The sequence below is a fragment of the Streptomyces sp. NPDC088246 genome (assembly GCF_044741025.1).
Lineage (GTDB): Bacteria > Actinomycetota > Actinomycetes > Streptomycetales > Streptomycetaceae > Streptomyces.
In genome coordinates, this window is the sequence record NZ_JBIURV010000083.1 from 1 (window position 1) to 22,088 (window position 22,088).

25 protein-coding genes are annotated in these 22,088 nt (G+C 68.6%); 3 read left to right on the forward strand and 22 right to left on the reverse strand.

Features of this window, described 5'->3' with window-relative positions:
* Positions 1-227: 227 nt before the first annotated feature.
* The 3 genes from ACIPEK_RS43495 to ACIPEK_RS43505 form a co-directional block, all read right to left on the reverse strand.
* Positions 228-764 carry a hypothetical protein gene (locus ACIPEK_RS43495; RefSeq protein WP_402008050.1) on the reverse strand — a complete coding sequence of 179 codons (537 nt, stop codon included), beginning with the start codon at positions 762-764 and terminating at the stop codon, positions 228-230.
* A 155-nt stretch (positions 765-919) separates the two neighbouring features.
* Positions 920-1,809 (reverse strand): IS5 family transposase gene (locus ACIPEK_RS43500; protein ID WP_402008052.1). Its coding sequence is split into 2 segments (ribosomal slippage): positions 920-1,461 and positions 1,461-1,809, totalling 891 coding nucleotides; the frame shifts between segments, so codons are not numbered across the junction.
* A 22-nt stretch (positions 1,810-1,831) separates the two neighbouring features.
* Entirely contained in the window at positions 1,832-2,104 is a 273-nt protein-coding gene (locus tag ACIPEK_RS43505) for a DUF6112 family protein (RefSeq protein ID WP_266726881.1), read from the reverse strand.
* A gap of 193 nt (positions 2,105-2,297) precedes the next feature.
* Between ACIPEK_RS43505 and ACIPEK_RS43510 the strand changes: the two genes are divergently transcribed.
* The 3 genes from ACIPEK_RS43510 to ACIPEK_RS43520 all read left to right on the forward strand — a co-directional run bounded on the left by ACIPEK_RS43510 (position 2,298) and on the right by ACIPEK_RS43520 (position 4,742).
* On the forward strand, positions 2,298-2,741 hold the full coding sequence (locus ACIPEK_RS43510) for a hypothetical protein (RefSeq protein WP_402008054.1): 444 nt from the start codon (positions 2,298-2,300) through the stop codon (positions 2,739-2,741).
* A 394-nt stretch (positions 2,742-3,135) separates the two neighbouring features.
* Complete coding sequence (locus ACIPEK_RS43515) at positions 3,136-4,026, forward strand: DUF5655 domain-containing protein (RefSeq protein ID WP_402008056.1); 891 nt, start codon at positions 3,136-3,138, stop codon at positions 4,024-4,026.
* Positions 4,027-4,364: 338 nt separating this feature from the next.
* Entirely contained in the window at positions 4,365-4,742 is a 378-nt protein-coding gene (locus tag ACIPEK_RS43520) for a VOC family protein (RefSeq protein WP_402008058.1), read from the forward strand.
* A gap of 363 nt (positions 4,743-5,105) precedes the next feature.
* Here the strand turns inward: ACIPEK_RS43520 and ACIPEK_RS43525 are convergent, their stop codons facing one another.
* The 19 genes from ACIPEK_RS43525 to ACIPEK_RS43615 all read right to left on the reverse strand — a co-directional run bounded on the left by ACIPEK_RS43525 (position 5,106) and on the right by ACIPEK_RS43615 (position 21,985).
* Entirely contained in the window at positions 5,106-6,479 is a 1,374-nt protein-coding gene (locus ACIPEK_RS43525) for a DUF317 domain-containing protein (RefSeq protein WP_402008060.1), read from the reverse strand.
* Between the two features lie 59 nt (positions 6,480-6,538).
* Positions 6,539-7,666, reverse strand: a complete 1,128-nt coding sequence (locus ACIPEK_RS43530) for a DnaB-like helicase N-terminal domain-containing protein (RefSeq protein ID WP_402008062.1) — start codon at positions 7,664-7,666, stop codon at positions 6,539-6,541.
* Positions 7,666-8,931, reverse strand: coding sequence for a DNA cytosine methyltransferase (locus ACIPEK_RS43535; protein ID WP_402008064.1), 1,266 nt, complete (start codon positions 8,929-8,931; stop codon positions 7,666-7,668). The genes ACIPEK_RS43530 and ACIPEK_RS43535 overlap by 1 nt, the downstream gene beginning before the upstream one ends.
* Positions 8,928-9,863, reverse strand: a complete 936-nt coding sequence (locus ACIPEK_RS43540) for a hypothetical protein (protein ID WP_402008066.1) — start codon at positions 9,861-9,863, stop codon at positions 8,928-8,930. Before ACIPEK_RS43540 ends, ACIPEK_RS43535 begins: the two co-directional genes overlap by 4 nt.
* Before the next feature lie 49 nt (positions 9,864-9,912).
* Positions 9,913-10,443: a hypothetical protein gene (locus ACIPEK_RS43545; RefSeq protein WP_402008068.1), complete on the reverse strand. Its 531-nt coding sequence runs from the start codon at positions 10,441-10,443 to the stop codon at positions 9,913-9,915.
* A complete protein-coding gene (gene trpA, locus ACIPEK_RS43550) occupies positions 10,436-11,245 on the reverse strand; it encodes a tryptophan synthase subunit alpha (RefSeq protein ID WP_402008070.1) in 810 nt (269 codons plus the stop codon). Before trpA ends, ACIPEK_RS43545 begins: the two co-directional genes overlap by 8 nt.
* Before the next feature lie 136 nt (positions 11,246-11,381).
* Positions 11,382-12,191, reverse strand: a complete 810-nt coding sequence (locus ACIPEK_RS43555; RefSeq protein WP_402008072.1) for a hypothetical protein — start codon at positions 12,189-12,191, stop codon at positions 11,382-11,384.
* Between the two features lie 160 nt (positions 12,192-12,351).
* Positions 12,352-13,110 (reverse strand): DUF317 domain-containing protein, encoded by a 759-nt coding sequence (locus ACIPEK_RS43560; RefSeq protein WP_402008074.1) that lies wholly within the window; start codon positions 13,108-13,110, stop codon positions 12,352-12,354.
* Complete coding sequence (locus ACIPEK_RS43565; RefSeq protein WP_402008076.1) at positions 13,107-13,943, reverse strand: hypothetical protein; 837 nt, start codon at positions 13,941-13,943, stop codon at positions 13,107-13,109. The genes ACIPEK_RS43560 and ACIPEK_RS43565 overlap by 4 nt, the downstream gene beginning before the upstream one ends.
* Before the next feature lie 78 nt (positions 13,944-14,021).
* Positions 14,022-14,732: a hypothetical protein gene (locus ACIPEK_RS43570; protein WP_402008078.1), complete on the reverse strand. Its 711-nt coding sequence runs from the start codon at positions 14,730-14,732 to the stop codon at positions 14,022-14,024.
* Between the two features lie 136 nt (positions 14,733-14,868).
* On the reverse strand, positions 14,869-15,471 hold the full coding sequence (locus ACIPEK_RS43575) for a hypothetical protein (RefSeq protein WP_402008080.1): 603 nt from the start codon (positions 15,469-15,471) through the stop codon (positions 14,869-14,871).
* Entirely contained in the window at positions 15,459-16,115 is a 657-nt protein-coding gene (locus tag ACIPEK_RS43580) for a hypothetical protein (protein ID WP_402008082.1), read from the reverse strand. The genes ACIPEK_RS43575 and ACIPEK_RS43580 overlap by 13 nt, the downstream gene beginning before the upstream one ends.
* A gap of 253 nt (positions 16,116-16,368) precedes the next feature.
* Complete coding sequence (locus ACIPEK_RS43585; protein WP_402008084.1) at positions 16,369-18,153, reverse strand: type IV secretory system conjugative DNA transfer family protein; 1,785 nt, start codon at positions 18,151-18,153, stop codon at positions 16,369-16,371.
* A gap of 36 nt (positions 18,154-18,189) precedes the next feature.
* Entirely contained in the window at positions 18,190-18,957 is a 768-nt protein-coding gene (locus ACIPEK_RS43590; protein ID WP_402008086.1) for a DUF317 domain-containing protein, read from the reverse strand.
* A gap of 2 nt (positions 18,958-18,959) precedes the next feature.
* Entirely contained in the window at positions 18,960-19,553 is a 594-nt protein-coding gene (locus ACIPEK_RS43595) for a hypothetical protein (protein WP_402008088.1), read from the reverse strand.
* Between the two features lie 62 nt (positions 19,554-19,615).
* A complete protein-coding gene (locus tag ACIPEK_RS43600) occupies positions 19,616-20,437 on the reverse strand; it encodes a DUF317 domain-containing protein (RefSeq protein ID WP_402008090.1) in 822 nt (273 codons plus the stop codon).
* Positions 20,434-20,796 carry a hypothetical protein gene (locus ACIPEK_RS43605; protein WP_402008092.1) on the reverse strand — a complete coding sequence of 121 codons (363 nt, stop codon included), beginning with the start codon at positions 20,794-20,796 and terminating at the stop codon, positions 20,434-20,436. Before ACIPEK_RS43605 ends, ACIPEK_RS43600 begins: the two co-directional genes overlap by 4 nt.
* A gap of 62 nt (positions 20,797-20,858) precedes the next feature.
* Positions 20,859-21,656 (reverse strand): DUF317 domain-containing protein, encoded by a 798-nt coding sequence (locus ACIPEK_RS43610; protein ID WP_402008094.1) that lies wholly within the window; start codon positions 21,654-21,656, stop codon positions 20,859-20,861.
* The gene (locus ACIPEK_RS43615; protein ID WP_402008096.1) at positions 21,653-21,985 is read right to left on the reverse strand and encodes a hypothetical protein; all 333 of its coding nucleotides are present in this window, start codon (positions 21,983-21,985) and stop codon (positions 21,653-21,655) included. Before ACIPEK_RS43615 ends, ACIPEK_RS43610 begins: the two co-directional genes overlap by 4 nt.
* Between the last annotated feature and the right edge of the window lie 103 nt (positions 21,986-22,088).

The window sequence follows — 22,088 nt, forward strand, 5'->3', positions numbered from 1 at the left end:
TGACCCAGGTGTCGCGCTACGAGATCATGGAAACAAGTCCGTCTCGCCGCAGCGCAGATCGGACAGATAGGGGGTTCCCCTATCGAACGCCCTCTAAGAGTGGGTGTGCCGTCATGCTGGGGATGGTGCCACTTCTGGGCCGACTCTGCGGGCCAATTGGGGACGTGCTCGAGGGAGCCCTGGGACGTCTGGCTCGGGGGTATGGCCGGAGGCCGCACTGGCGGCGGCTAATGCCCAGGGCTCGGTCCGCCCCAGCGGGACATATCGACCTCCCTGCTCTGAAGGAACTTCTGCATCGGCGGGGAGACCGGGGTCTCGATCCAGAACTCGTTGCCGTACCGGCGCTCCAGGATGTCCCACACGTGGCCCATGAGTCCGGTGCCCCGCTCGAAGGGGTGTACCCAGACCCACCGCAGGCAGTTCTCCCGGCGATCGAAGCCGACGGCTCCGCAGGCGACGGGCGACAGCATTATCACCTTCCGGGAGTTGATGAGCAGCACCTCGTCGCCGTCGGCGAAGTCGTCCGCGGTGAACGGGACGAAGTCGAAGCGCAGCTCGCGCTTGAAGTAGCTGGCAAACTGCTCGGCGACCTTCCGTAGCTCCGGGTCCTCCGTGCCGACGATGAGGCGCTTGTCGATCACAGCCTGCTCCGACACGGTAGGCAGTGGCACCATCTCGATCAGAAGCCGCTCCCGAAAGCCGCCCTCGCCCTCCCAGTACGTCTCCAATTCGCGGCGGCGCTCGGCAAGTTCGTGAGGGTCCATGGTGTTCACGCTAGCGTGATGCGATCCCGGCCCGGCCGGGTAGTTACGCAGACATCACCCAGACCCGTCTGCTCGGCCTGGCCAAGCACCCTGCTGAGAGCCCGTTCACGGAAATCCTTGCGCATGCCCGCTGTTAGGGCGTGTCTGACAAATGATCACCTGGCTGGTTCGCGGAGCCAGAGGATCAGGGAGGCCAGGACGATTCCGGCGCGGTAGCGATCGGCGAGCTTGTCGAATCTGGTCGAGATCGCGCGGAACTGCTTGAGGCGGGCGAAACAACGTTCGACCACGTTGCGGTCGCGGTAAATCTCCTTGTCGAAGGCGGGCGGGCGGCCGCCGAGGCGCCCTCGGCGTTGGCGATTGGCCGCCTGGTCACGGCGTTCGGGGATCGTGGCAGCGACTCCGCGGCGCCGCAGCAGGTGGCGGATCGCCCGGCTCGAATAGGCCTTGTCGCCCAGCACGCGCTCCGGCGTCGTGCGCGGGTGCCCCGTGACGACGCGCGGGATACGGATCCCGTCGAGGACCTCGCCGAACGCGGTGGCATCGTTGACGTTGCCGGGCGTGAGCACGATGGACAAGGGCAGGCCCCGGCCGTCGACGGCGAGGTGGACCTTGGTTGTCAGCCCGCCTCGGGACCGGCCGAGGGCCTGGCGCGTCTGCAAGCGGCCCGGATCGTCCAGTTCGTCCGCGTCCGCATCCCCTTTTTGCGGGCGCCGGCAGCGTGCTGGTGGGCACGGTTGACCGTGGAGTCGACCGAGACGGTCCACTCCACCCGGCCCACCGCGTCGTCACGGACCTGCACCTGTTCCAGCAACCTTGCCCACGTGCCGTCCGCCTCCCAGCGGGCGAAACGCTCGTAGACGGTCTGCCACGGCCCGTACCGCTCGGGCAGGTCGCGCCACGGGGCCCCGGTCCGCAGCCGCCACAACACACCGTTGACCACCTGCCGGTGATCACGCCACGGACGGCCACGCCCGTCCACCTGCGGCAACAGCGGATCTATTCGCTCCCACGCCGCGTCCGTCAACTCACCTCGACCTGCCACAAGATCAATTATCAGACAAGCCTTAGTTCACGGCCTGGCCGACGGTCCAGAAGAAGTTGATCAGCGTGACCGCCGCTCCGCACAGGATCGCGGCACCGCACGAGACCAGCACCCCGGTCTTGCCACGGGACGCGAGATGAGGGTTGCTGCTGTTGGCTCCGAAACCCCAGACGATCGCCGAGATGATTAGCGCGAGCACGCTCAGGAACAGGCCGACGGTCATCACCGCGCCCACGATGTCGCGCAACTGCGCGATCCCCGGAAGCCCGCTACTGTTGGGGTCAATATCGATCACGACTTGGTCCTCCTGTCGGCGTGCGGACGTGGCTCGTCCGACAGACAGGTGCACCGACCGAGCCCGTCCGCGACCGCAGACGGCGACCCCATCGGGACGGGGCGATGCGACGGAGGTCGGGAATGGCCGCGACGTACAATCGCAGTGAAGCGCCAGGCCGAGATTCCGGCACCGGTGTGAGGGAGGGGCCAGGATGTTCGGTTCGAAGAAGAAGCTGAAGCTCAACGATCTGATGGCGCAGCTCAGGCCCGACCTGAGTCGGGAATCGCTCGGCGTCGGGCCCGACTTCCCGGGCGTCGCCCCGAACCCGCTCCTGAGCAGTGATGCACGGAAGCGCAATGCGGAACTGCGTACAGGGGCGCTTGCGCTCGGCGTTCTCGTCGACTGGCGGGAGGTCAACGGCAATCCACGCGTGGTCCTGATGTTCGACGTGGAGACCGCCGACGGCATCTCGTTCCGCGGTATCGCAGACGAAGGCCTCACGATCACCGAGCTCACCCGACTCGCCCCAGGACAGACGTTGCCCGTGCGCTACCGGCCGGCCGTCATGGACCACTACGTCGCCCTTGCCCGGGACGCGGACCCCGCCCACGTGCAGCAGCTCTCTGACGAGATCGCGAGCCGCAAGCGGACCTGACCCGAAGCCATTGGCCGGATCCCTAGGGGATGGGAAAAGCAGACCGTCGGCGGCCGGGCGGTGACGCCGCTACATCACAAGAGGCTTGCCTTGAGCGGCCCAAACGTCGCCCTCCTGAGGGTGGCCAGGGCGCCCTGGTAGGACTCGGAGCTGCGGCCGAGCGCTTAGAAGGCGCCTGCGCTATCCCAGATGGATACCTTCTGACCTGTGGGTTTCCCGACACATGACAGTGCGTCATGCGTTTTGCGGGACGCATGTGGGATTTGGTGGCGCATGGGAACTGTGGGACGCGGGTGCTCATCAGCGACCCAAACGTAGTCTTCCATGCCACCTTCACGCGGAAATAATCCGGTTCCGGTTCGGCGTTGTTGATCTCCGAGCCGAGGAGGGGAAGGTGTCGGGCCTGAAGCTGTTCCAGATGACGAATAGCGGCGTGACCGAGGTCGCGCCGCGTCTTGCTGAGGTCGAGGCGGATGTGCAGCATCTCGTCGAGGCGCACATGGAGACGCTGCTGGGCGTCCGTTTCCTGGCGAGCGAGTACAGCACCGGCCCTGTCCACGGCGGGCGTATCGACTCGTTGGGGGTTGACGAGAACGGGGCACCCACCGTCGTGGAGTACAAGCGCGGCGTCGACGCGGGAGTCGTCAGCCAGGGCTTGTTCTACCTCTCGTGGCTGATGGATCACCAGGCGGAGTTCGAGCACCTGGTCCGTGACCGGCTCGGGACTACGGCCGCGTCCCAGGTGTTGTGGAGCGGGCCGCGTCTTATCTGTATCGCCGGCGACTTCACGCGCTACGACGTGCACGCAGTGCGTGAGCACCGGAGGTCGATCGATCTGGTCCGCTACCGCCTTTTCGGCAGCGACATGCTCGGACTTGAGACCGTGGCGTCCGTCAGCGGTGGGGCGCAGGTAGTGCGGCGGACGCGTCAGCAGGCAGTCGCGCAAGCGGCAGCCGACGTCCAGGGCGCGTCGATGGTCGAGCTGGCGAACGCGGTCGACGAGGCGCTGCTCGGTCTCGGGGACGGCGTGAACCGCGTTGAGCGCAAGCAGTACCGGGCGTATCAGCGGCTGCGGAACTTCGCCTGCGTCTGTCCGCCGCAGCGGAGCAAGCTCCTGGTCTACCTGAAAGTCAAACCGGCGGACGTGGACCTCGTTCCCGGGTTTACCCGGGACATGACCGGGCTCGGCCACCACGGGACGGGCAACGTGGAGGTTCAGCTCCGCACGTCGAGGGATGTCGAGCGTGCGCAGGATCTGTTCCGCGCGAGCTACGCGGCGGCGTGATCACTCGACGGCGCCTTGGCCGTGAGCGCGTTTCGCGCTTGGTCTGGGGTCGTCCGGGTGGTGCCTTTCGATGTACGGGCAGTTGGTGGCGGTGGACTATCAATGATGCGCGGGATCGCCGGTTTGGCTAACCGGCTTCTCTGAACTACCGGTGATTCCTGCCGAATGCGTTGTCAGAGAGGTGCTGGTGTGGTTCCTTGCCCAGGCCCCCGCATGAACTGGTCGAAGAAGGACTGATCGCCGCGACAGCACCCAGACGCGACGCGGATCAGGGAGCGAGAGCTGGTGCTGCCAAAAATCGGATCGCCAAGGCTGTCCCAGTCTCCTACCGTTCCGTCATGCAGATCGTCGTGACACTGGACTGTATTGACATCGAAGCGCAGGCGGGATTCTGGCTCGCTGCGCTCGCCCCGCTGGAATACCGGCGCGGCTTCGACGGACCGCCCTACCTGAGCTTGGTCGGTCCCGCTCCCGCACCCACCCTTCTCCTACAGCAGGTCCCGGAATCAAAGCAGGTCAAGAACCGGATGCACCTTGACCTCGACTTCGACACCGAGGACCTGGACACCGAGGTCGAGCGCCTCCAACAACTCGGCGCCCAGAGGATCTCTCGAGAACAGAGCGAACACGGCTTTCGCTGGGTTGTCGTTGCCGACCCGGAAGGCAACGAGTTCTGCGTATTCGTCCCCCCAACCATTGCTGTCCCAGAGGCGTAGTCGCAGCATCGGGCTACCTCATCGGCCGAGTCCGTCCCCACTTCGGCGCGGGGAGCCGACGAAGGCGGATCCCCGCGCCAAAGCACGTCCACGTCGATATCAGCCCTTGCGTCCTGAGCACCTTTCCAGACACTCACTTACGACTTCCGCGAGGTGGGGAGTCCCAGGTGCACGGGCCCAGGTACGGGCGAGGAGTCGTCGATCTGCCGGATCTTGGACTCCGCCCCGGTGAGGCTCACCTGGAGCCCCTCGATCTCGGCCCAGCCCAACCGAGCTGCAGCGGGCTGCCATTGCGAAGAGTTGTGCTGACGCGGTATCGCTGTGGACACCACCGACCCGGGCCGCCACTGTGTCCCCTGGTGATCAGCGTGGGCGGCTGACGGCGGTGTTTGTCTTGGCCGTCGCTGTGGCCAGCGGTGTGGTGGGAAGGCTCGCCATGCGTGCTCGAACAGCGGGCTGTCGGGTGCCGGTTCCGTGGGTGAGGGTTTCCGACAGGTCGGCCAGCAGCGAGCTGGGGGTGTACGGAGATGCGGTGAGGGTCCAGGTGGCGCGGTTGAGGCTCGGGCCTGCCCAGACGGTCCAGGTGTCGAGGTTCTGGATGGGATGCTGCGCGGCGAAGGCGTCGAATTGGACTCCCGCGTCTCCGGCGGGGGACGTCCAGCGGATCCAGCGTCCGTCCACGGTGTGCTTCCACCCGGCATCGGAGAGGGGCTGCGTGGCGGCGGTGACGGTCTTTTCGTCTACTGGGGAGCCGAGGGCTGTGTCCCAGCCGTCGTTGTAGGCGAGGTGATGTAGCAGGTCCTGCAGGACGGGAGCGGGGGTGCTGCCGGTCGCGGTGAGGACCCACATGCGATCGGAGACTGGTGTTTCGTATGCCGCTATGGTCCAGGCGGTCTCGTGGGTGGGGGCGTCGTGGACGCGTTCGATGCGCAGGGTCTGGTCTTCGTGGATGGCGTGGGTGGTCTCGTCGGACCAGGTTCGCCACTTTTGCCAGTCGCCGTGTGCGTCGAGGAATGTGTCGAGGAGGGCGTCGTGGTTGCCGGCGTCGGCGGCGTAGGCAGGGACGGTCTCCAGTGCGGGGAGGGGTGCCTCGGGCTCGACTGCCGGTGCCGGTGTGTCGAGGGAGGTTCGGGCTTTGGCAGCGGCGCGTTCTGTGTCCGTCATGGGTGCCGGGCCGGGCCGCATGGTGTCGCCGTGGGCCTTCTCGAAGGCGACCAGAGCCTGGGCCGGAGAGTCGAAGCTGTCGGCGACCTGCCGCAGGTGGTTCTCGCCGTGGAGATAGACGCTCTTGCCGCCGCTGAGGTAGGTGCCGACTGCGACGGTGGTATGGCCGTCCTGGGCGTGGGCGTGGATGAGTAGGTGGCCGTACTGGATGTCGTCGTAGATTTTCTGGGCCTGGTCGGAGACCTCGCGGATCTCGCTGCGAGTGCACCAGGGCATCGGGTAGTTGGCCCAGGTCCATTCCTCATCGATCGCCTCCCGCAGACTGGGGGCGATCTCGGTGGTGATCCCCTCGGCGTTCAAAGCTTGGGCGGCCTTCTCCGCCCAGTACGGCTCCTCATGGTCGATGCGAGCGAGCACGAGGATGTTCTCGGCAACCGCGATCCAGCCGTCAGCCTCCAGCGCCATGTGCGCGACGTGGGCCTGGGTACCGGTCAGGGCGGCGGTCACGGCACTGGAGTGGGCGGGGTGGCTGTCGAGCCGCACGTGCGCGTCGATGGACGGGGTGGTCACCAAGGCGTGCTCTCTTCTGCCGGCGGCCGGACTGCGGAAATCCGGCCGCCGACGGGTTCGGGTCAACGGGAATTACGAGCGGTGGGTGGAGCCGTGGTCCGTGGCGGACCGGCCCGGGGTGCGGCCGTGGCCCTGGTGCGTGTGGGGTTGTTCGTCGGTGTGGGTGAGGTGGCGTGCTGCCAGCGCGCCCGTACGGCGGAGAGGTCGGCGAGCGCGCGGCGGCTGCCGGTGACGAGTTGGTACGGCGTGGTGGCCGGGTCGTCGGTGTATGCCTCGATGCGCTGGCCGGTGTGGTGGGCGGTCATGAGGACGGAGCGCTGAAGGACGCGCTCGCCCCAGTGCTCCGGAGATCCGGCGGTTCCGGAGAGGAGTTCGAGCAGTTCCTTCGGCTTGGCACCGGTATTGAGAAGGCCGCGGTGCCGTGCTTCCCACAGGACCGTCATGGGGTCGACGGGGGTGCCGCGGCGGGTCAGAGCGGTCAGGCACTGCCACAGTCCGGCGTGCAGAGAGAGCGTGAAGTCGCCAGGGGTCAGCCATCGCATCTGATTGACCTTGCTCGCGTGCGCGGTCGAGGTCGCGAGCAGCAGCCTCTCCTCGTCGAGTTCCTCTTCGTCATGGCGGGTGACTGGCGACGGCGACGGCGACGGTGCCGGGGTGCGGGGCAGGGAGCCGGGGTGCGGCGGGAACCGGGCGGCGATGTCGTCCACCACGGCGGTGAGGTCCTCTGCCTCGGCGAGGATGGCGGCCACGCGCTGCGGGAGCGAGGTGTCCCGAGCGGTACGCATGAGGCGCTGGGCGGCGGCAGCGAGACGGCGACGGGAGTGCTCTGCCTCGACTATCCGGGCGTACGCAGGCGCGTGCCGGGCCGACGGGCAGACCTGGATCAGGGTCTGCAGGTAGAGGGCGGACAGCCCGCGCGCCTGGTCGCGGGCGGCGGCGAGCACCTGGTCGAGCCACTTCGTCGTCGTGGCGTGCTCGACCGGGTCCGGGGCCGGCAGTGAGCGGATCGCGGCGAACAGTGCAGCGTGCACGGCGGCTGAGAACGAGGCGGGGGCGACCCCGGTCACGTCGTCGAGGTGCCGCGGTTCGAGCAGAAGTGCGCCGAGGAGGGCCTGTTCGATGTGGAACACCGGATGCGGCGGCGGGACGGTATCGAGGCCGTCCGCATCGGGGTCGGGGGTGCGTGGCATCAGGCGGCCAGGGTGAAGTCGTCGGGATTGAGGGGAACGCCCAGGTGCGGGGCGAGCAGGTGGCCCGCGAGCAGCGGAGGGACGGCGTTGCCGATCTGCGAGAACTGCTGGCCTTTGTTGCCTGCCCAGGGGTAGGTCTCCGGGAACGTCTGCAGCAGGGCGGCCTCACGGGCGCTGATCCGGATCGGATCCGGGACGAGCGCTGATATCGCTTCCGCCTGCCGGGCGGCGGGGGGTTCGGCAATCCAGGTGCACTCATTCGCGCGGTGCCCAAAGAACAGCGTCCCCGCCGGCTCGGAAAGCGGCCGGACGGTGGCGTGGGACTGGTTGTTGCTCCGCAGGGACCAGGACCAGCGGTGCGCCTCGCAGGTACACGTCGGCGCGGGAGCGGTCGCCGTGCAGTTCTCGTGGGTGCTGCGCCGGGCCGCCCGGTGGGATGGCCGGACGGTACCGTCCGGCCGTGGTGTCCAAGTACCGCGGTCACGGGCGTCGGTCAGTGTCTTCCGGGAACCGGACGGGAAGGGCTCGGGTCCGCCACCGGGACCTCCCCCCGCGCACACGGTCGGTACGGGCTGGTCGGTGGCGCCCCAGCCGAGCGCCTGGGCCATCGACACCCACTGCGCGCGGCCCGGCCCGAACAGGCTCTCCGGCTCGGGATACCGGGCGTGTGTGGGCGGCGGGGGCTCGGCGGTACGGGTGCGGGAAGCGAGCAGAATGGCCCGCTTGCGTGTCTGCGGCACGCCGTAGTCGGCAGCGTTCAAGATCCCGGTCCAGACCGAGAATCCCCAGCTTCGGAGGATCGCCGCGTATTGCCTCCACAGCGGCAGGACGTCGGGGACCTCTTCCATGGCGACCCACTCAGGCTCGCCGACCGCGTGCAGGGCGGGGAGGTAGCGCATGGGTTCGGCTGCCAGAAGACTGCGCGCGTCCCGGCAGGAAGCGAGGAGCCTCTCGCGAGTGTCACGGCCCTCGGCGAGGTCGGCGACGGCCGTGTGCACGAGTGGCTGGTCCAGCAGCCCGAGGCGCTTGCCGGCCATCGACCATGCCTGGCAAGGCGGGCTCGCCAGCACACCCCAGGTCCGGCCAACGAACGGAAGAACCGGGTAGAGGGCGACATCGGTACGTATGGTCTGCAGCCGCGCTGCGGCACGGGTCTTGCAGGCCCATTCATCCCATTCCAGACCCACATCCCGGACACCCAGAACGGCCAGAGCATGGCTCCAACCGCCCGGACCCGCGAACAGATCAAGAACGAGTCCCCTCATACGGCCAACCCGAAATCGTCCTGCGAAGGATCTGCTTCGGAACCGCGGCACGCCCACGGCGAACACCCGTCGACGACACCCAGCTCCAGCTGCTCGGCATCGGGCCGTGCAGTAACGGAATCCGGCTGAAGCGCCGCCCATTCGGCGGCGGTGACGTGATCGATAGGAGCTTCGCTGAGCGGTACGCGGGAACGGTGGAGATACGCCTCGCCCAGCAGCCGGTTCCCGCTGGCATTTGCTCGGGAGTTTCCGTTTCGGATGGCCGCGTCGAATTCCACCACATCCGCCCACTCGGCCGGTGAATTGTCCCTGATGTTTCGCCACTGCGCGTTGCCGTGGAAGGGGCACCCAAGGCAGCTCGATTTCGGGGTGTCGGCCAGTCCCAGGGACGTCAGGTAGCTGATGCAGTCCGTGCGCGACCAGTTCAAGTCGGCGATCAAGGGATGCCGGTTGCGCATGTACTGGACATCAGCATCCTTGGCGCGATGAAATTCATCGGTGGAGATGCCGACCCACTGCTCGACAAAAACACCCTTGGGTATTCGGGTCGGATAGGGGTATCCGAGAATTTCCCGGACCTGTCGTTTGATCGGCTTTATTTTATATTCGCCTGTGCATTGGCGCCGGGTCATTCCCGGCTTCCCGTCCTTGTTCAGAATGTAGAGAGGCATCGAAGCGAATCGGCGCTCCGGGTCGAGAGCGTCCTCGCGGATGTTCCCGGAGGAGACGCGGAGAATCGGAATTCCGGCAGGCTCGGCCATTTCCCTTTCGAGTCGGTCAAGGTGGCGGTAGACGGCGGCGGGTTCCCAGCCGGTGTCGGCGAAAATCGCGTAATCGACTCTGGGGAGAACACCCTTTGCGGAGAGGGCGAGAAGCGTGCTGGACTGGATTCCGGCGCCGAGCGACAGAATGCGGTGACGGGGCTGGGGCAAGAGGAAGGACTCCGGGAAATACGGGGGAAGGGGTGTGGGTGCTGCGGAATCAGCGGCGCCGCGGCGGGGCCGTGGAAGCGGCGGCGGGCGCTGGCGGGGTGGTGGAAGCGGCGCGGTCCCGGGCGGCCTGGAGGTGCTCGGCGGCGGACACCCACTTCGCTCCTTCCGCACACTGCGCAGGCACCTTGGCCAGCAAGTCCGCGGCGACAGCGACGCGTTGCGCGTGTGACGGCCCGACGAAGACGGGCTTGGCGGAGCGCAGTGCGGCAACGCGCGCGTTCTCCGCCTTGCGGGCAAGAGCAGCCGTCAGTTCACCGGAGACGACCTGGACCGACTCCGCGACACGGCCCAGGTGGGCCAGAGCCTGGCGTCCCTCCGGCCGGGTGCACGCCGGCTGCTCGGAGAAGTGCAGGAACAAGAACAGGGCCCTCTTGGCGAGGTCCTGGGCAGTCATGATGTCCAGAGCCTGGTGGGACCAGCTCGTTGCTGGTTCACTCCGGAGTGTTGTGCAAAGGGCGGCGGCGTCCTTGCCGAGTGCGGCAAGTTCGACGGCGATCGTGGTCTCGCTGTCGTCACTCATGGGTTGCGTCCTTGGCGGGTGCACTGACGGCGGTGGCGAAGTCGGCGACGAGAGCGGCTGCTGCTTCACGGCCGGCCGATGTGAGGGCGCCCACGATGGGAGAGCCGACCATGACACCGTCGACAAGCGGCGCGACGGCCCGGGCGAGCGCCGGGGTGGAGATACCGATGCCCGAGACGACCGGAAGCGTTGATGCCTTCCGCAGCCTTCGGACCGAACGGTCCAGGCCCGCAAGGTCGAGAGGACCCTGGTAGCCGGTGGGCTCGTGGGCGGCTGGGGCGTAGAGCCACCCGGACGCCGACGCACACACCTCGTCGAGGGTGTCGTCTGCGGTGTGCGGGGGCACGAGGCGTGGCGAGGACAAGCCGGTCTCGGTGAGCGTGGCCGCCCAGGTCCCGGCCAGGGCGTCGGGCAGGTCGACGACCATGATCCCGGCGGCCCCGGCCGACTTCATGTCACGGGCGAACCGGCCCGGCCCGTACCGGGCGACGGACTCCCAGTACACCATCACCACGACCGGGGCGCGTGAGGCGGCGCGGGAGACCGTGTCCAGCACGTCGCGCACACGGGTGCCGCGGTCCAGTGCCTCGTGGTAGGCGGAGGTGATGGTCGGACCGTCAAGCACGGGTGCGCGGTGCGGGACGCCGACCTCGAAGAGGCCGGTCCCACTCTCGGCGAGCGCGTCGATGGTGCGCCGCTCGGCGAGCGGCGCGGTCAGACCGGCGGGCAGGAAGATGCCCAACGAAACCGAGCAGGGGTGCAGTTGTGCGCTGGGCGAGGTGCTGGTGTGCGGGAGAGGCAATGGGGCTTTCCATGAGGGTTGAGGAGTTGTCTGTCACGGCGGGGGAGGATCCGGAGGACAAGGGCCAAGGCAATCTCGGGCCGCCCGGGCGGGTACGCCGCAATGCGCATTCCCGCTGCTGCTCCGGGAGGCGGAGTCAGCGCGAACGCTTCACGGGCGCCGAGGTTCGCACGGGAAAGGGGCTGCTCTGATGGCCTGGTCCGGCGGTCGGGGCCTGGCCGAATGAGCCGGCGAGCGCACGGACTCCGGCCGCTGTGAGGCGAAGACGCTGGGGCTTGCCCTCTTGCTGGCCCTCTTGCCCTTGTGGGGCGCCCTCGCGCCGGATGAGCGCTCTTGCCTCCAGGTCCCGGATGGTGTTGATGCCCAGCCGGGGGCCGTCGTCGTTGGTGATGTACTGCCTGCCGAGCATCAGCGTGACGTGGGCTTTGCCCCGGGCCACGGCGCGCATGGCGGGAAGATCTGCGGAAGTGAGCTGGGGAGCGTCTTTGCCTGTTTGCGCCACCTGCCGACGGAGCGTCTCGACAGCGATGTTCTCGGCGAGTGCGACGCAGGTCTCCGCGCCGTGAGCAGTCAGGTCCTTGGCCATCCCGACTCGGCTCTCGGCACCGTCCTGGCCGACGTCGGCGAGGGCCAGGGCGCGGAACAGCTGATCGGCGGCGCCTGCCGCGAGGTAGGCCGTCTGTCGCAGGCGCACGGAGGCATCGACTGCGGCCGGAGTGCTGCGGAGCGTGCGCTCGACACACTCCCGGACGGCCAGCGTCTGTGCGACAAGCGTTTGAGCGGCAGGGATCTGCTGCCGCAGAGCCGATACCGGCAGGTGGTCAGTGGCAGAGAGTGCTTCCAGGAGGTCACCGTTAACGATGAAGTCATCGGCAAGGTCCAGGATTTGCGCGGGGAGGGAGGGCAGGTCGAAGAGCTGGTCGTGGTCGGACAGTGCGGTCGTCATGGAATGGGTCTTTCGTGACGTGTGTAGAGCGGGGTGCTGGGCAAGAGGTGTGCGGTCCCTGCCGGGCAGCGGCAACGATGTGGGGCTGTGACGGACCCGAGTGACGGGATATATCCGCGCGCGCCGGTTGATCAGTCAGCCTCATCAGAGGGCGCGCAGATCAGCGGATGCTTCGGGAGGCTGAGGCGCGGCTGTCTGTGGCGAGAGCCCGGGCGACCTGCGCCATAGCGTGCGCGGTGTGTGGGCCGAGGCCGCTGGTGTGCGTGGGCGTGATCACGGCGGAGCCGAATGCGAGGGCTGGTACGTCTGCGAACCGGCGTTCCACAGGTGTCTCGTCGGACACATGCGCGAGGAACTGGGCGACGAGCTGCTGGGGGGTGTCGCGGGTGAAGGTTGCGCTCCAGTGGGTGTCGAACCCGTCGTAGACCGAGTGGACGATCCGCCACGGGCGCTCCGGGTCCGCGGTGTGCTCCACGGCGCAGTGCCCGTCGGGGGACGTCCATGTCACACCCGAGGCTGTCTTCGTCAGGTCCCAGCCGCTCGTTTTGGCGATGTGCGCGACGTCCTCGGTGGTGAGTGGGATGCGGTCGGCACGACGGTGGTCGCCGAGCACTTGTGGCAGAGCCTGGGTAACGGCGGCGACGGCCTCGATGGGCGTCTGCCAGCTGAACTCCGCTTGCCAGTACGGCTCGTGGTGAGCAATCGTCCACCACAGGCCGTCCTGGCGGTCGGGAGTGAAATCGAGGAACACCTCGTGGCAGGGGCTGTTGAGGAGTACACGACCCGTCACGAGTCGCTCGGATGTCCAGTTGAACAGCTCGGTCAGGGGGCTGATGGCATCAGGGAGCCGGTCGATTCCGGCTCCTGCGAGATACCGCGGGGAGACCAGCACGCGGTCGTCGGGCCGGAACCGGGTCATCGGCGCGATCCCCGGGCGGGTATTGCCGCAGGAGCAGCCGGTGCTGGAACGGCAGCCGCAGGAGCGGCGCTCCGGTGGTGCGCGAGAATGCGGAGCCCGTCCGCTGTGACCGTGATGTCGCGTCCGCGGAACAGCGGCACGGAGGTGTCGAGATGGACCAGGCCCCGTTTGTCCAGGGACTGGAAGGTGGCGATGGTGACGCGGCTGCCGTCGGGGACAGCGACGCGGGCAGATCCCCTGCCTTTCGTCTCCATCCTTGCTCCCCCCTTCGCCAGGGCACTGAGCGCCTGGTACTGGGTGTCGCTCAGATCCCGCGAGGCAGCGCGCCGTGCGGTCGATGCGGGGGCGGGGGCGACGTCTTTGGACATTCCGGTGGCTACGTAGTGGCAGATCGTCGCGCACAAGTCCAGCTGCTGTACGGCGTCCTGGAGGTGCTCGTTCATGACCGGCGCGGCTTTGGCATGCCGTGCTTCGCGGAACTGGGCCTCGTGGTCGGTGGGGCCGCCGAAGCCCGTGCCGTCCAGAGGATTGCGGGCCAGGGCATGGGCGAGGTCGCAGCTGGCCAGGGACGCCGAGCCGATGGCTGAGCAGAGGGCGTCCAGAGACTCCATACTCCCGGCCACGGTCGTGTACGGGCTGTCGGCGAGTTCGGAGACCTGGGTCGTCAGCCTGGCGGCCAGGCCCTGGGCCGTCTGGAACACCGGGGAGAGGCTGCGCAGGGCGGTAGTGCCCGGCGCGAGGGCGAGGTCGCGGACCTGGGACTGGAGCGCCTCGAAGCTGGCGGCGAGATGCCGTAGCCGGCCGATCTGGGAGGAGAGGTCTATGTCATGCATGGGGCGCCGTTCTTCTTCATGTGGCGGGTCTTGTGTGTGAGACCGGTTGAACAGGCGGATCAGCGGAGACCCGGCCGGTCATCGTCGTCTGTTGCTGCTCTTGACGGGTGCCGGCACGCTGCCCGGTGACGCCGGCTGGGCCCGGCCGGGCTTCTGGATATCCAGTACCAGCTTGCCGCGGGCGGTGATCTCGACATCGCGGGGGACGATCGCGGAGGTACGGGTGTTGATGCGGATCAGGCGGTGCTTCAGCAGCACGCTGAAAGGCTTCGCGTGGATGGTGTTGCCGTCGCCGTCCAGGATGCTCGTCTTGTCGCTGCGGCCGGTGTAGTGGCTTGCGCCCCCCTGGGCGATCTCGTCGAGGGCCGCGTACTGGGCGTCGGACAACTCGGGCAGCTGGGGGCGGTGTTCCGGGTGATCTTTCAGATCGCGGGCAATGCCGGAGGCGGTGTGGTGGCAGCAGGCCGCGCACAGGCCGAGGTGGTGGACGGCGGTAGTCAGGCTCTTGACCAGGACGGGTGCGGAATCGGCGAGCCGGGCCCGACGTGTGGCTGCGTCGTCGGGCGTCCCGGCGAAGGCGGCGGCTTCGAGTGGGTTGTCGGCCACGGCCCTGGCCAGCTGCGAGGCGGCGACGGAGGCCGAAGCGACGACCTCGCTCAGCGTTTCCAGGGAGGCTCGGCTGCCGGGCACAGCCGTGTACTGACTGCCGTCAAGAACAGACAGCCGGACCAGCGTGCGGCCGACCAGTTCGTGGACGGAGAGGATCTGCGGACCGAGCTGCTGCAGCAACTCGCTCCCCGGTCGGGCATCCAGCGCGGTGACAGTGGTGTGCAGGGCGGTGAATTCGGCGGCGAGCTTGTGGAGAAGGTCGATCTGCAGAGGCAGGTCGATCTGGCGCAGGGCGATGGTGGGCCTCCGGGGTAGGTCAGTGGGTGCGGCGCCGCGTCGGCCCTGCGGCCGGGCTGCCAGGTACGGGGGACGAAGCCGGGCCGGGCGGGGCGGGGATCGCGTCGGGGGTAGGGATGCCCAGATAGATGCGGACGTCGATGCCGTCGGCATGAGCGTGGGCTTCGGCGCGCACGACAGTGCTCAGCAGACTGGGCTCGTCTACCGGTGTGACCAGCCCGTACGAGGTGCCGCCGGCCGAGGGAGCGAAGCCGTGCTGTTCGAGAAGCGAGCGGGCTTCGTCCGTAGCAGCGGCCGCTGTGAGAACGGGACCGGTGAAGGTGAAGCGGAGATCAGGGTCGGGCGCAGGCTCCTGTGGGTTCCACCGCGTGGTCCGGGACAGGTCGACCAGGTCGTGGGTGTGAGCCAAGAGCCCGTACATCGCTATGCCGGCCTTCTCGTTGGCATCCTCGGGCGTGCCGGGCGGCAGGAGGTAGACCGTCCGGCCGTGCAACTTGCGGGCGGTGAACCCGGCAGCGGTCAGCACGCCGTTGGCGCCGCGGATGGGGCGGTTGAGCACGACGAACGTGTGGTCGTCATCGGTGGACCCGATGAACACGTCCGGTACGTCTATGAAAGACACGAGACCTCCAAGAGGGAGCGATAGGCGTGGAGGTGGCAGGGCGCGGGCGCGGAATCCGTCAGCGCCCGCGTGTGCGCGACCGTCGTGGCCGCGGCTGGCAGCGTCGCGGCGGAATCGCCGGCGATGGTGTGCTGGTCCTGGCTCCAGCTGGCAGCCCAAGCCAGACGGCGGGAGAGCCGGACTGCCACGGCGCGATAGGTGGTCGCCGCCCGCTGCATCTCGTCACCGGCCCGCCGGAGCTGGTCACGGCTGGCCGCGGGAGTGGGATCGGAGTCCTCGTACAGCGGAATCTCCGTGCGGTGGTGGATCGCCAGATTGCACAGCGTGGCCGCGAGCGAGATCTGAGAGCAGGCGCCGACGAGGTGCGCCAGATTCTCCTCGCCGCCAGTCATGGTGGCGTAGCGGCTGACTGAAAGGTCGTGGAGCTGTTGTGTGCACTGCAGCGCGAGTTCCTGTATGCGCACGCTGACAGGCGCGATCTCGCGGACCGGTTTGGCGATCTCGCCCTGACGTATCCAGCCCACCTCCGCGCGCAGCGCGGTGAGTGTGGGGGCCACCTCGCCGAGCAGACGGGCGTGCTCGGTCAGGTTGATGCTGATCTGCGGGGCGTCGGGACTGAGTCGGTCCGGGTGGCCGACGTGCATCTGTCGGGAGGCGATGGCGGGTCTCCGGTGTGGGGCAGTGGGTGGGGCGCCGGGTCGACCCCGAGGTCGGGCCGGTCCGGAGGCGAGCCGGGGCCGCAGGCGATAAACGGCGAGGTACAGCCGGATCTCTGACGGTCAGTGGGTGCGGCTCGAAGCGGTCTGGTCCCGTGCCGCTACTGGAACGGTGGGCCAGGACGCGCCACCTGGTGCCGACCGGGAAGATCTGTGCGGCGGCGGTGGAGGCGGGACTTGCTCATGCCGCCGTCCCGTAGTCGGACTGCGCTGGCGTGTGCTTCGAGACGGCGCGGGCGGTGATCGCCTTCGACGCGCGGCTGGATGCCGCAGACAGGTCCGCCGCGCCGGGCTCCAGGTACCAGGGGCGCAGGTCGAGCATCGCGACCTTCATGCCGGTGGCGAAGCAGAGCGCGCTCCCCTTGGGCAGGGCGCGGATCGCGTCGGCGGGCAGGATCCGCTCCTGGCGCATCGATACGGAAGTCGACTTGCCGGACTCGGAGTGCGAGGTGGAGGTGGTCTCGACGTCGTGGTCGCCGATCAGCCGGGATAGCTTGTCCGCGAAATCAGGGTCGTCGATGCCTGAGCCGATGACCTTCACTGTAGATGCGGACCACATCGCGTCCATGCCCGCGTCCCCCCAGACCTTCTGGCCCTGGCGGTAGGACTGCAGGATGGTGATCGGGATGATGCCGCGGCTGCCGAGGTGGGAGTACAGGTCCGGCAGGTCGCTGATCTTGCAGACGTTGGCGGCCTCGTCGAGGATCGCGAGCATCGGCGGGTCGAGGCGTCCGCCGGCGCGTTCGGCCTGCGCGGTCGCGGCCCGCATCACGGAGTCCGCACACGCGGCGATCAACGCGCTCGCCCCTCCGCCCCCGTCCTTGCTCAGGAGGAACAGGGTGTCGGTGGAGGTGACGAACTGCGTCGGCCGGAACTCCGCGACGTCCTTCTGCGGTGTCACCCAGGCGGCGATCTCGGTGTTGAGCAGCGCGGACGCGTACTGCCTCGCCGTCTCGTAGATGCCGTCACGGGTCTCCGGCGGTCCTTCGACGGTGCCCTTGAGCTGGGCGGCGACCGCGGTGAAGCCGTGGTCACGCAGGATGTCCAGCGGGGTGCGGTCGGCGGGGAAGGCCAGCCACTGCATCACGTCGGTGATGGGCCGCTCGTCGAGCGCGGCGGCGAGGAACAGCTGGGACAGGATGTTGCTGCCGGCCTTGGACCAGAAGTCCCCCTGCTGGGAGGCATCTACCGATGCGGCGAGGAAGTGGCCGGCCAAACGCCCTGCCCCGTCGAGGGACTTGGCGTCGGCGAGCGGGTTCCACCACATCTCGCGTGCGGCGTGCGCGATCTGCTGCGGGTCCATCGACCACACCCGTCCCACACGGCCGCGGGCGTCGTAGGCGGCGGTGAAGGCATCGCCTGCGGCCTTGTTCGAGGTCAGCAGGACCGGGCCGGGCGCGTGAAGGATGGAGGGGATCGCGAGACTGGTGGTCTTGCCCGAGCGGGGCGCCATGATGGCGACGGCCACGTCCTCGTATCCCATGCGCACCTCGTGCCGGGTGCCCTGCAGGTTGCCGAGCAGGATGCCGGTGTCGTGGGCCTCGATGTGCTTGGCGTTCTTCAGACTCGGGCGCAGGGAGCGGGCCTTGTCGGTGATCGCCTTGGCCATCAGCGGTTCGATGTCCCGGGCCTTGGCCATGCCGGTGATCTTCTTCTTCCGGCCGCCGCGGCTCTTCCTGCGGGACCACAGAACGCCGGCCGCGGCGCCGAGTACCAGGAGGACGGTGACGGGAACGACGCGGGCGCCGATGAGCAGGGACGATTCTCCGGCGTGGGGCCAGAGCTGGTCGGGGTGGAGCAGGGCCGCGGTCGGCTGGTACGGCGCCCATGGAAGGTCGGTGAGGTAGGCGGTGATGTTGCCGGACAGCCAGGCGAGGTTCGAGAGAGGGACGACGACGGCGAGGACTCCGAGGAGGATCCGGAAGGCGATGTCGTACCCGTCGGAGTTGCTGGAGGAAGGGGGCAAGAGGGGGCTACGTGCTTCCAGGCGGGGACAAAGGGGTCAGCGGCTGCGGCCGTTGCGGGGCGGTGGCGGGCGCAGGGCGCTCGGGCTCGTTGTCCGGCCGGCGCGGCGGGCGGCGAGGGCCTGAACGCGTTCTTCCAGGGCGGAGGCGACCTGCACGGCGGGAACCTCCCGGTGGGAACGGGTGACGAGGTCCGGGTTGCGGGTCGGGAAGCTGCGCGGGCTGTCCGTGCGCGGCACAGGGCTCGGATCGGTGAGCGCGGCGGTGAACGCGGCGATCAGGTACGGCGGGGTGTGCTCGCCGAACCTGGCCTGCCACACCATCCGGTCTGGGCCGAGCGTGGCGGTGACGAACCAAGGGCCAGCCCCCAAGCGCTGTACGTAGGCGGTTCCGTCGGGCGAAACGAGGCCGTCCGCCCCTGCGGCAGGTGACCAGTCGGTCTGTTGCAGCGGTTCGTACGGGTCGGCCCATGCGGTCGACGTCGTGACCGGGGCAGCGAGCGCGTCGGTGAAGGCGGCGGTGATCTCGACCGGTGTGCGAGCTCCGAAGCTTGCGTACCAGGCAGGGCGGTCCGACGTGGGGGCGTGGTGGAGGGTCCACCACTGGCCGTCGGGGTCGGGCTCCAGGCGCAGGAGGGCTTTCTGGTCGGGGCTGGAGAGGATGACGCGCGGCATCAGGGGGTCGTTGCCGTGGCTCCAGCCGCAGGCGCGGTGGAGGGGGACGGTGATCCAAGCGGGGTCGCCGCCGCCGGCCAGGTGCCGCGGGGAGATGAACTCGACCTCGACGGTCTCGGGTGTCTTGGGCACGGCTACCTCCGGACCGTTCCGGTCCGGGCAGCCGGTGCGGGAGCCTGTACGGGTGCGGTGGTCGTGAGCGGGGACGGGGCCTGCCGGGCTGCGACGTGGATATCGAGGATGCTCTGGCCGTGCGTGGACCAGTCGTCCAAGTAGCTCCAGGCGTCCGCATTCCGTTCGGCGAGCGGGCCGTCGTACTGCTCTGTGCCGGGGCAGGCGGATGCCGGCAGGGAGTCCCGGAATTCCACCCAGTCGGACTGCAGGGTCCGAAGCCCTTCCAGAGCCGTGTGGAGTGTGCCGAGCTCCCACACCCACCGGGCCTGGATCTTGTTAGCGGGTAGCTGCTGCAACTGGTGTTCGGCCGTGGCCAGCAGCGTCTCGCCGCCGTACCGGACTTGCTCGAAGGCGCGCCAGGTATCGGCGTGCCGGCGGTCCTGGTGCATTGCGTAGTCGTGTTCGTCGTACGGCACGCCGTCGATGTCGGTTTGTTCGTCGGAGTACACGCTCCAGGTGTCCTGGATCCATGTGCTCTCGCGCAGGAAGGCGGCGAGGTGGTCGAGCCGGAGCTGATGGTGTTCGGGGGGTGCGGTTGACGCTGAGGAGGGCAAAGGGCGGCTTTCGGTCGGGCGGCGGGTGGCTGTTGTGGCGGTGCGGGCGTTGCCGGTTCGGTTCAGCGGCGGATCGAGGTGCTGCGCGTGGACGGTGCGACTGCCGGCTGGGTCTGCGGTGCCTCAAGGCGCCGGGCCTTACGGGCTGCGGCGCGGGCGGACTTGAGGCGGGTTTCATGGGCGGCGGCGAGTTCCTCGCCTTGCGGTCCGCGCTGCTCCTGCGTGACGAGGTGGGTGTGCGGGACGTCGTACATGCCGCGCTGGACGGGCTCGTCGCTGGCCAGGGCGTTGGCGAAAGCGGCGAGCAGATGCGGGGGCATGCGGTCGTCGAGAGAGGCGCTCCACAGCCGGTTCTTGCCGCCACCTCCGGTGGGAAGGGCGGCTTCGGCGGTCCAGTAGAACCGCTCGGCCGGTTCGAGGGTCCAGCGGCGCAGGCTCAGGATGCCGTCCGGGTGCGAGGCGGTCTCGTTGCCGTTCTCGTCGTGCTGGTAGATCCACCCCGCCGAGGTGAGGGCCGGCCAGACGTCCGGCGTGGTCTCGGGCGCGGGCCGGAGCAGGGCGTCGGTGAGAGCAGCGAGGATCTCGACGGGGACAATGCCACCGAACTCGGTGTACCAGCTGCTTTGTTCGCCCTGCCCGCAGATGCGCCACCAGGCGCTGTATGAAGCAGTCCCGGGTTCCAGGATCAACGAGTGCCGGTAGTCGGGACTGGCCAGAACGACGTGGGGATAGTCCGGATCGGAACGGTTCTTCCAGCCCGCGGCGCGCAGGGTCTGGGTAATACGGCGGGGATCGCCGCCCCCGGCGAGGTGCCGGGGGCGGGTCTCGAACCAGATCCGGGTGCGCGGGTCGTCCGCACCGGTAAGGAGGTGGGGGTGGATCACTGGTCTTCGGGCGCCGGGATTACGAACTCGTCCGGCATAGCGCTCAGACGCTGGACGGCCCAGTGCAGGACATGCCAGTCCGTGATCTCCTGGGCGGCCTCGCGCAGGCCGTCGATGATCTGCCGGGTCTCGTCGACCATGGGCCTGGCGGCCTGCTGGGAAACGAGGCGGGCGGCGCTGCGCAGGATGTCGCCGAGCAGGATGGGAGCACCGCTGTCCTCGTGGAGGAGCGGGGCGAGCAGCGGCACAGCCTGGTCAACCGGGGGGTAGGTGCGCAGGTAGGTGGCGAGTTCGGCCAGGGTTCGGGTGGCCTGGCGGACCTGGTCGGGCACGGGGGCGTCAGGGGTGTGTTGGGGCATGAAGTCCTTGGCGGAGAGCGGTGATGCGGTGCGCGAACAACGGGCCTTGCGGGTGGAGCGGGTCAGCGCCGGGCCCGAGCACTGCTGGCGGCGGCGTGCGGGCGGGCGGTGGCACGGGGCCGGCCGGCTGCCCAGGAGTTGCCCGCCCACGTGGCGGCACGGGCGGCGGTGATCCGGGCCTGCTGCCAGGCGCTGAGCTCGGAGGGGAGCACGGAGACGGAGGTGGTGCGGATCCGGCTGGACGCGGGGACGCGTCCGAGCGGGCGCATTACTGGTGTGGGGTCGGCCAGAGCGGCCGAGAATTCCTGGACGAGGTGCATCGGGGTCGTTGGGGTGAAGATCGCGTCCCAGGTGCGGCCGTGCTCGGTGCGGGCCCCGGCCCACCAGTACGCCTCGCCCGTCCCGGACTGGTGGAACTGGAGCCATGTGTTCCGGTCGGGGCTGACTGCGGTGAAGTGCTGCCGCCGCTCTGTTGTCCATCCCTGTTGTGTCAGGGGCGCCCAGACGTTGGGGGCGTGAGCGGAGCGGGACCGGTGCAGTGCGTCGGTGACTCCGGCCACGATTTCCACGGGCACCTGCCGCCCGAGCAGGGCGTGCCAGGCGTCCTGTGACGCAGTCTGTTTGCCGGAGATCGTCCAGCCGCCGGGCTGGGTGAACGGGTCGTATCCGATCCGGATGCTCTTGTCCGGGCTGTCGAAGACGAGCGGCCCGCCGGTCTTGGACTTGTCCTTCCACCCGGAGGCGCGCAAGTACTCGGTGACGTGCCGCAGGTCTCCGCAGCCTGCCAAGTGCCGCGGCTCGACCAGGTAGTGCTGCTCGGGCTGTTCGACCAGGCCCCAGCCGGGCTGCTTCTTCTTCACCGGTGCCGCCTTACGACCAGGGGAGACGCGACGGCTGGTTTCGCCACTGAGGATGTGCCGAGGGTGGTGAGGGAGTCGGTGTGCTCGTCGAGGTCGAGGCAGATGTCATTCAGTTCGTTTGCGGCCCGGCCCAGGGCGAGCCATAGCTCGGCGGGCAGAGCGCCGCGTTCTGCGCAGTCCTTCGCGAAGACGGATCCGGCGACCAGGAGGCCGGTGAACCGGCCGAGGACACCGTCGTCCGGGTCGAGGACGCGACCCAGGAGTTGGGGAACCTGATCGGCGGGCAGTTGGGAGAGATGGTCGGCCAGTTGCGTGAGCTGACGGGCGATGCCGTCCGCTAGTGTCCTGCGCCGGGAATTCGATCAAGATATGAGGCGAGGCGCTCGAGGATCTCGTCGGCGCTCTTCGTCCAGGCGAAGGGGCGCGGGTTCT

Excerpts from the sequence above, each read along its gene's own strand:
- ACIPEK_RS43495 (WP_402008050.1), bottom strand. The coding sequence starts at position 764 with ATGGACCCTCACGAACTTGCCGAGCGCCGCCGCGAATTGGAGACGTAC.
- ACIPEK_RS43510 (WP_402008054.1), top strand. The coding sequence starts at position 2,298 with ATGTTCGGTTCGAAGAAGAAGCTGAAGCTCAACGATCTGATGGCGCAG.
- ACIPEK_RS43520 (WP_402008058.1), top strand. The coding sequence starts at position 4,365 with ATGCAGATCGTCGTGACACTGGACTGTATTGACATCGAAGCGCAGGCG.
- ACIPEK_RS43530 (WP_402008062.1), bottom strand. The coding sequence starts at position 7,666 with ATGCCACGCACCCCCGACCCCGATGCGGACGGCCTCGATACCGTCCCG.
- ACIPEK_RS43535 (WP_402008064.1), bottom strand. The coding sequence starts at position 8,931 with ATGAGGGGACTCGTTCTTGATCTGTTCGCGGGTCCGGGCGGTTGGAGC.
- ACIPEK_RS43545 (WP_402008068.1), bottom strand. The coding sequence starts at position 10,443 with ATGAGTGACGACAGCGAGACCACGATCGCCGTCGAACTTGCCGCACTC.
- ACIPEK_RS43555 (WP_402008072.1), bottom strand. The coding sequence starts at position 12,191 with ATGACGACCGCACTGTCCGACCACGACCAGCTCTTCGACCTGCCCTCC.
- ACIPEK_RS43560 (WP_402008074.1), bottom strand. The coding sequence starts at position 13,110 with ATGACCCGGTTCCGGCCCGACGACCGCGTGCTGGTCTCCCCGCGGTAT.
- ACIPEK_RS43565 (WP_402008076.1), bottom strand. The coding sequence starts at position 13,943 with ATGCATGACATAGACCTCTCCTCCCAGATCGGCCGGCTACGGCATCTC.
- ACIPEK_RS43580 (WP_402008082.1), bottom strand. The coding sequence starts at position 16,115 with ATGCACGTCGGCCACCCGGACCGACTCAGTCCCGACGCCCCGCAGATC.
- ACIPEK_RS43605 (WP_402008092.1), bottom strand. The coding sequence starts at position 20,796 with ATGCCCCAACACACCCCTGACGCCCCCGTGCCCGACCAGGTCCGCCAG.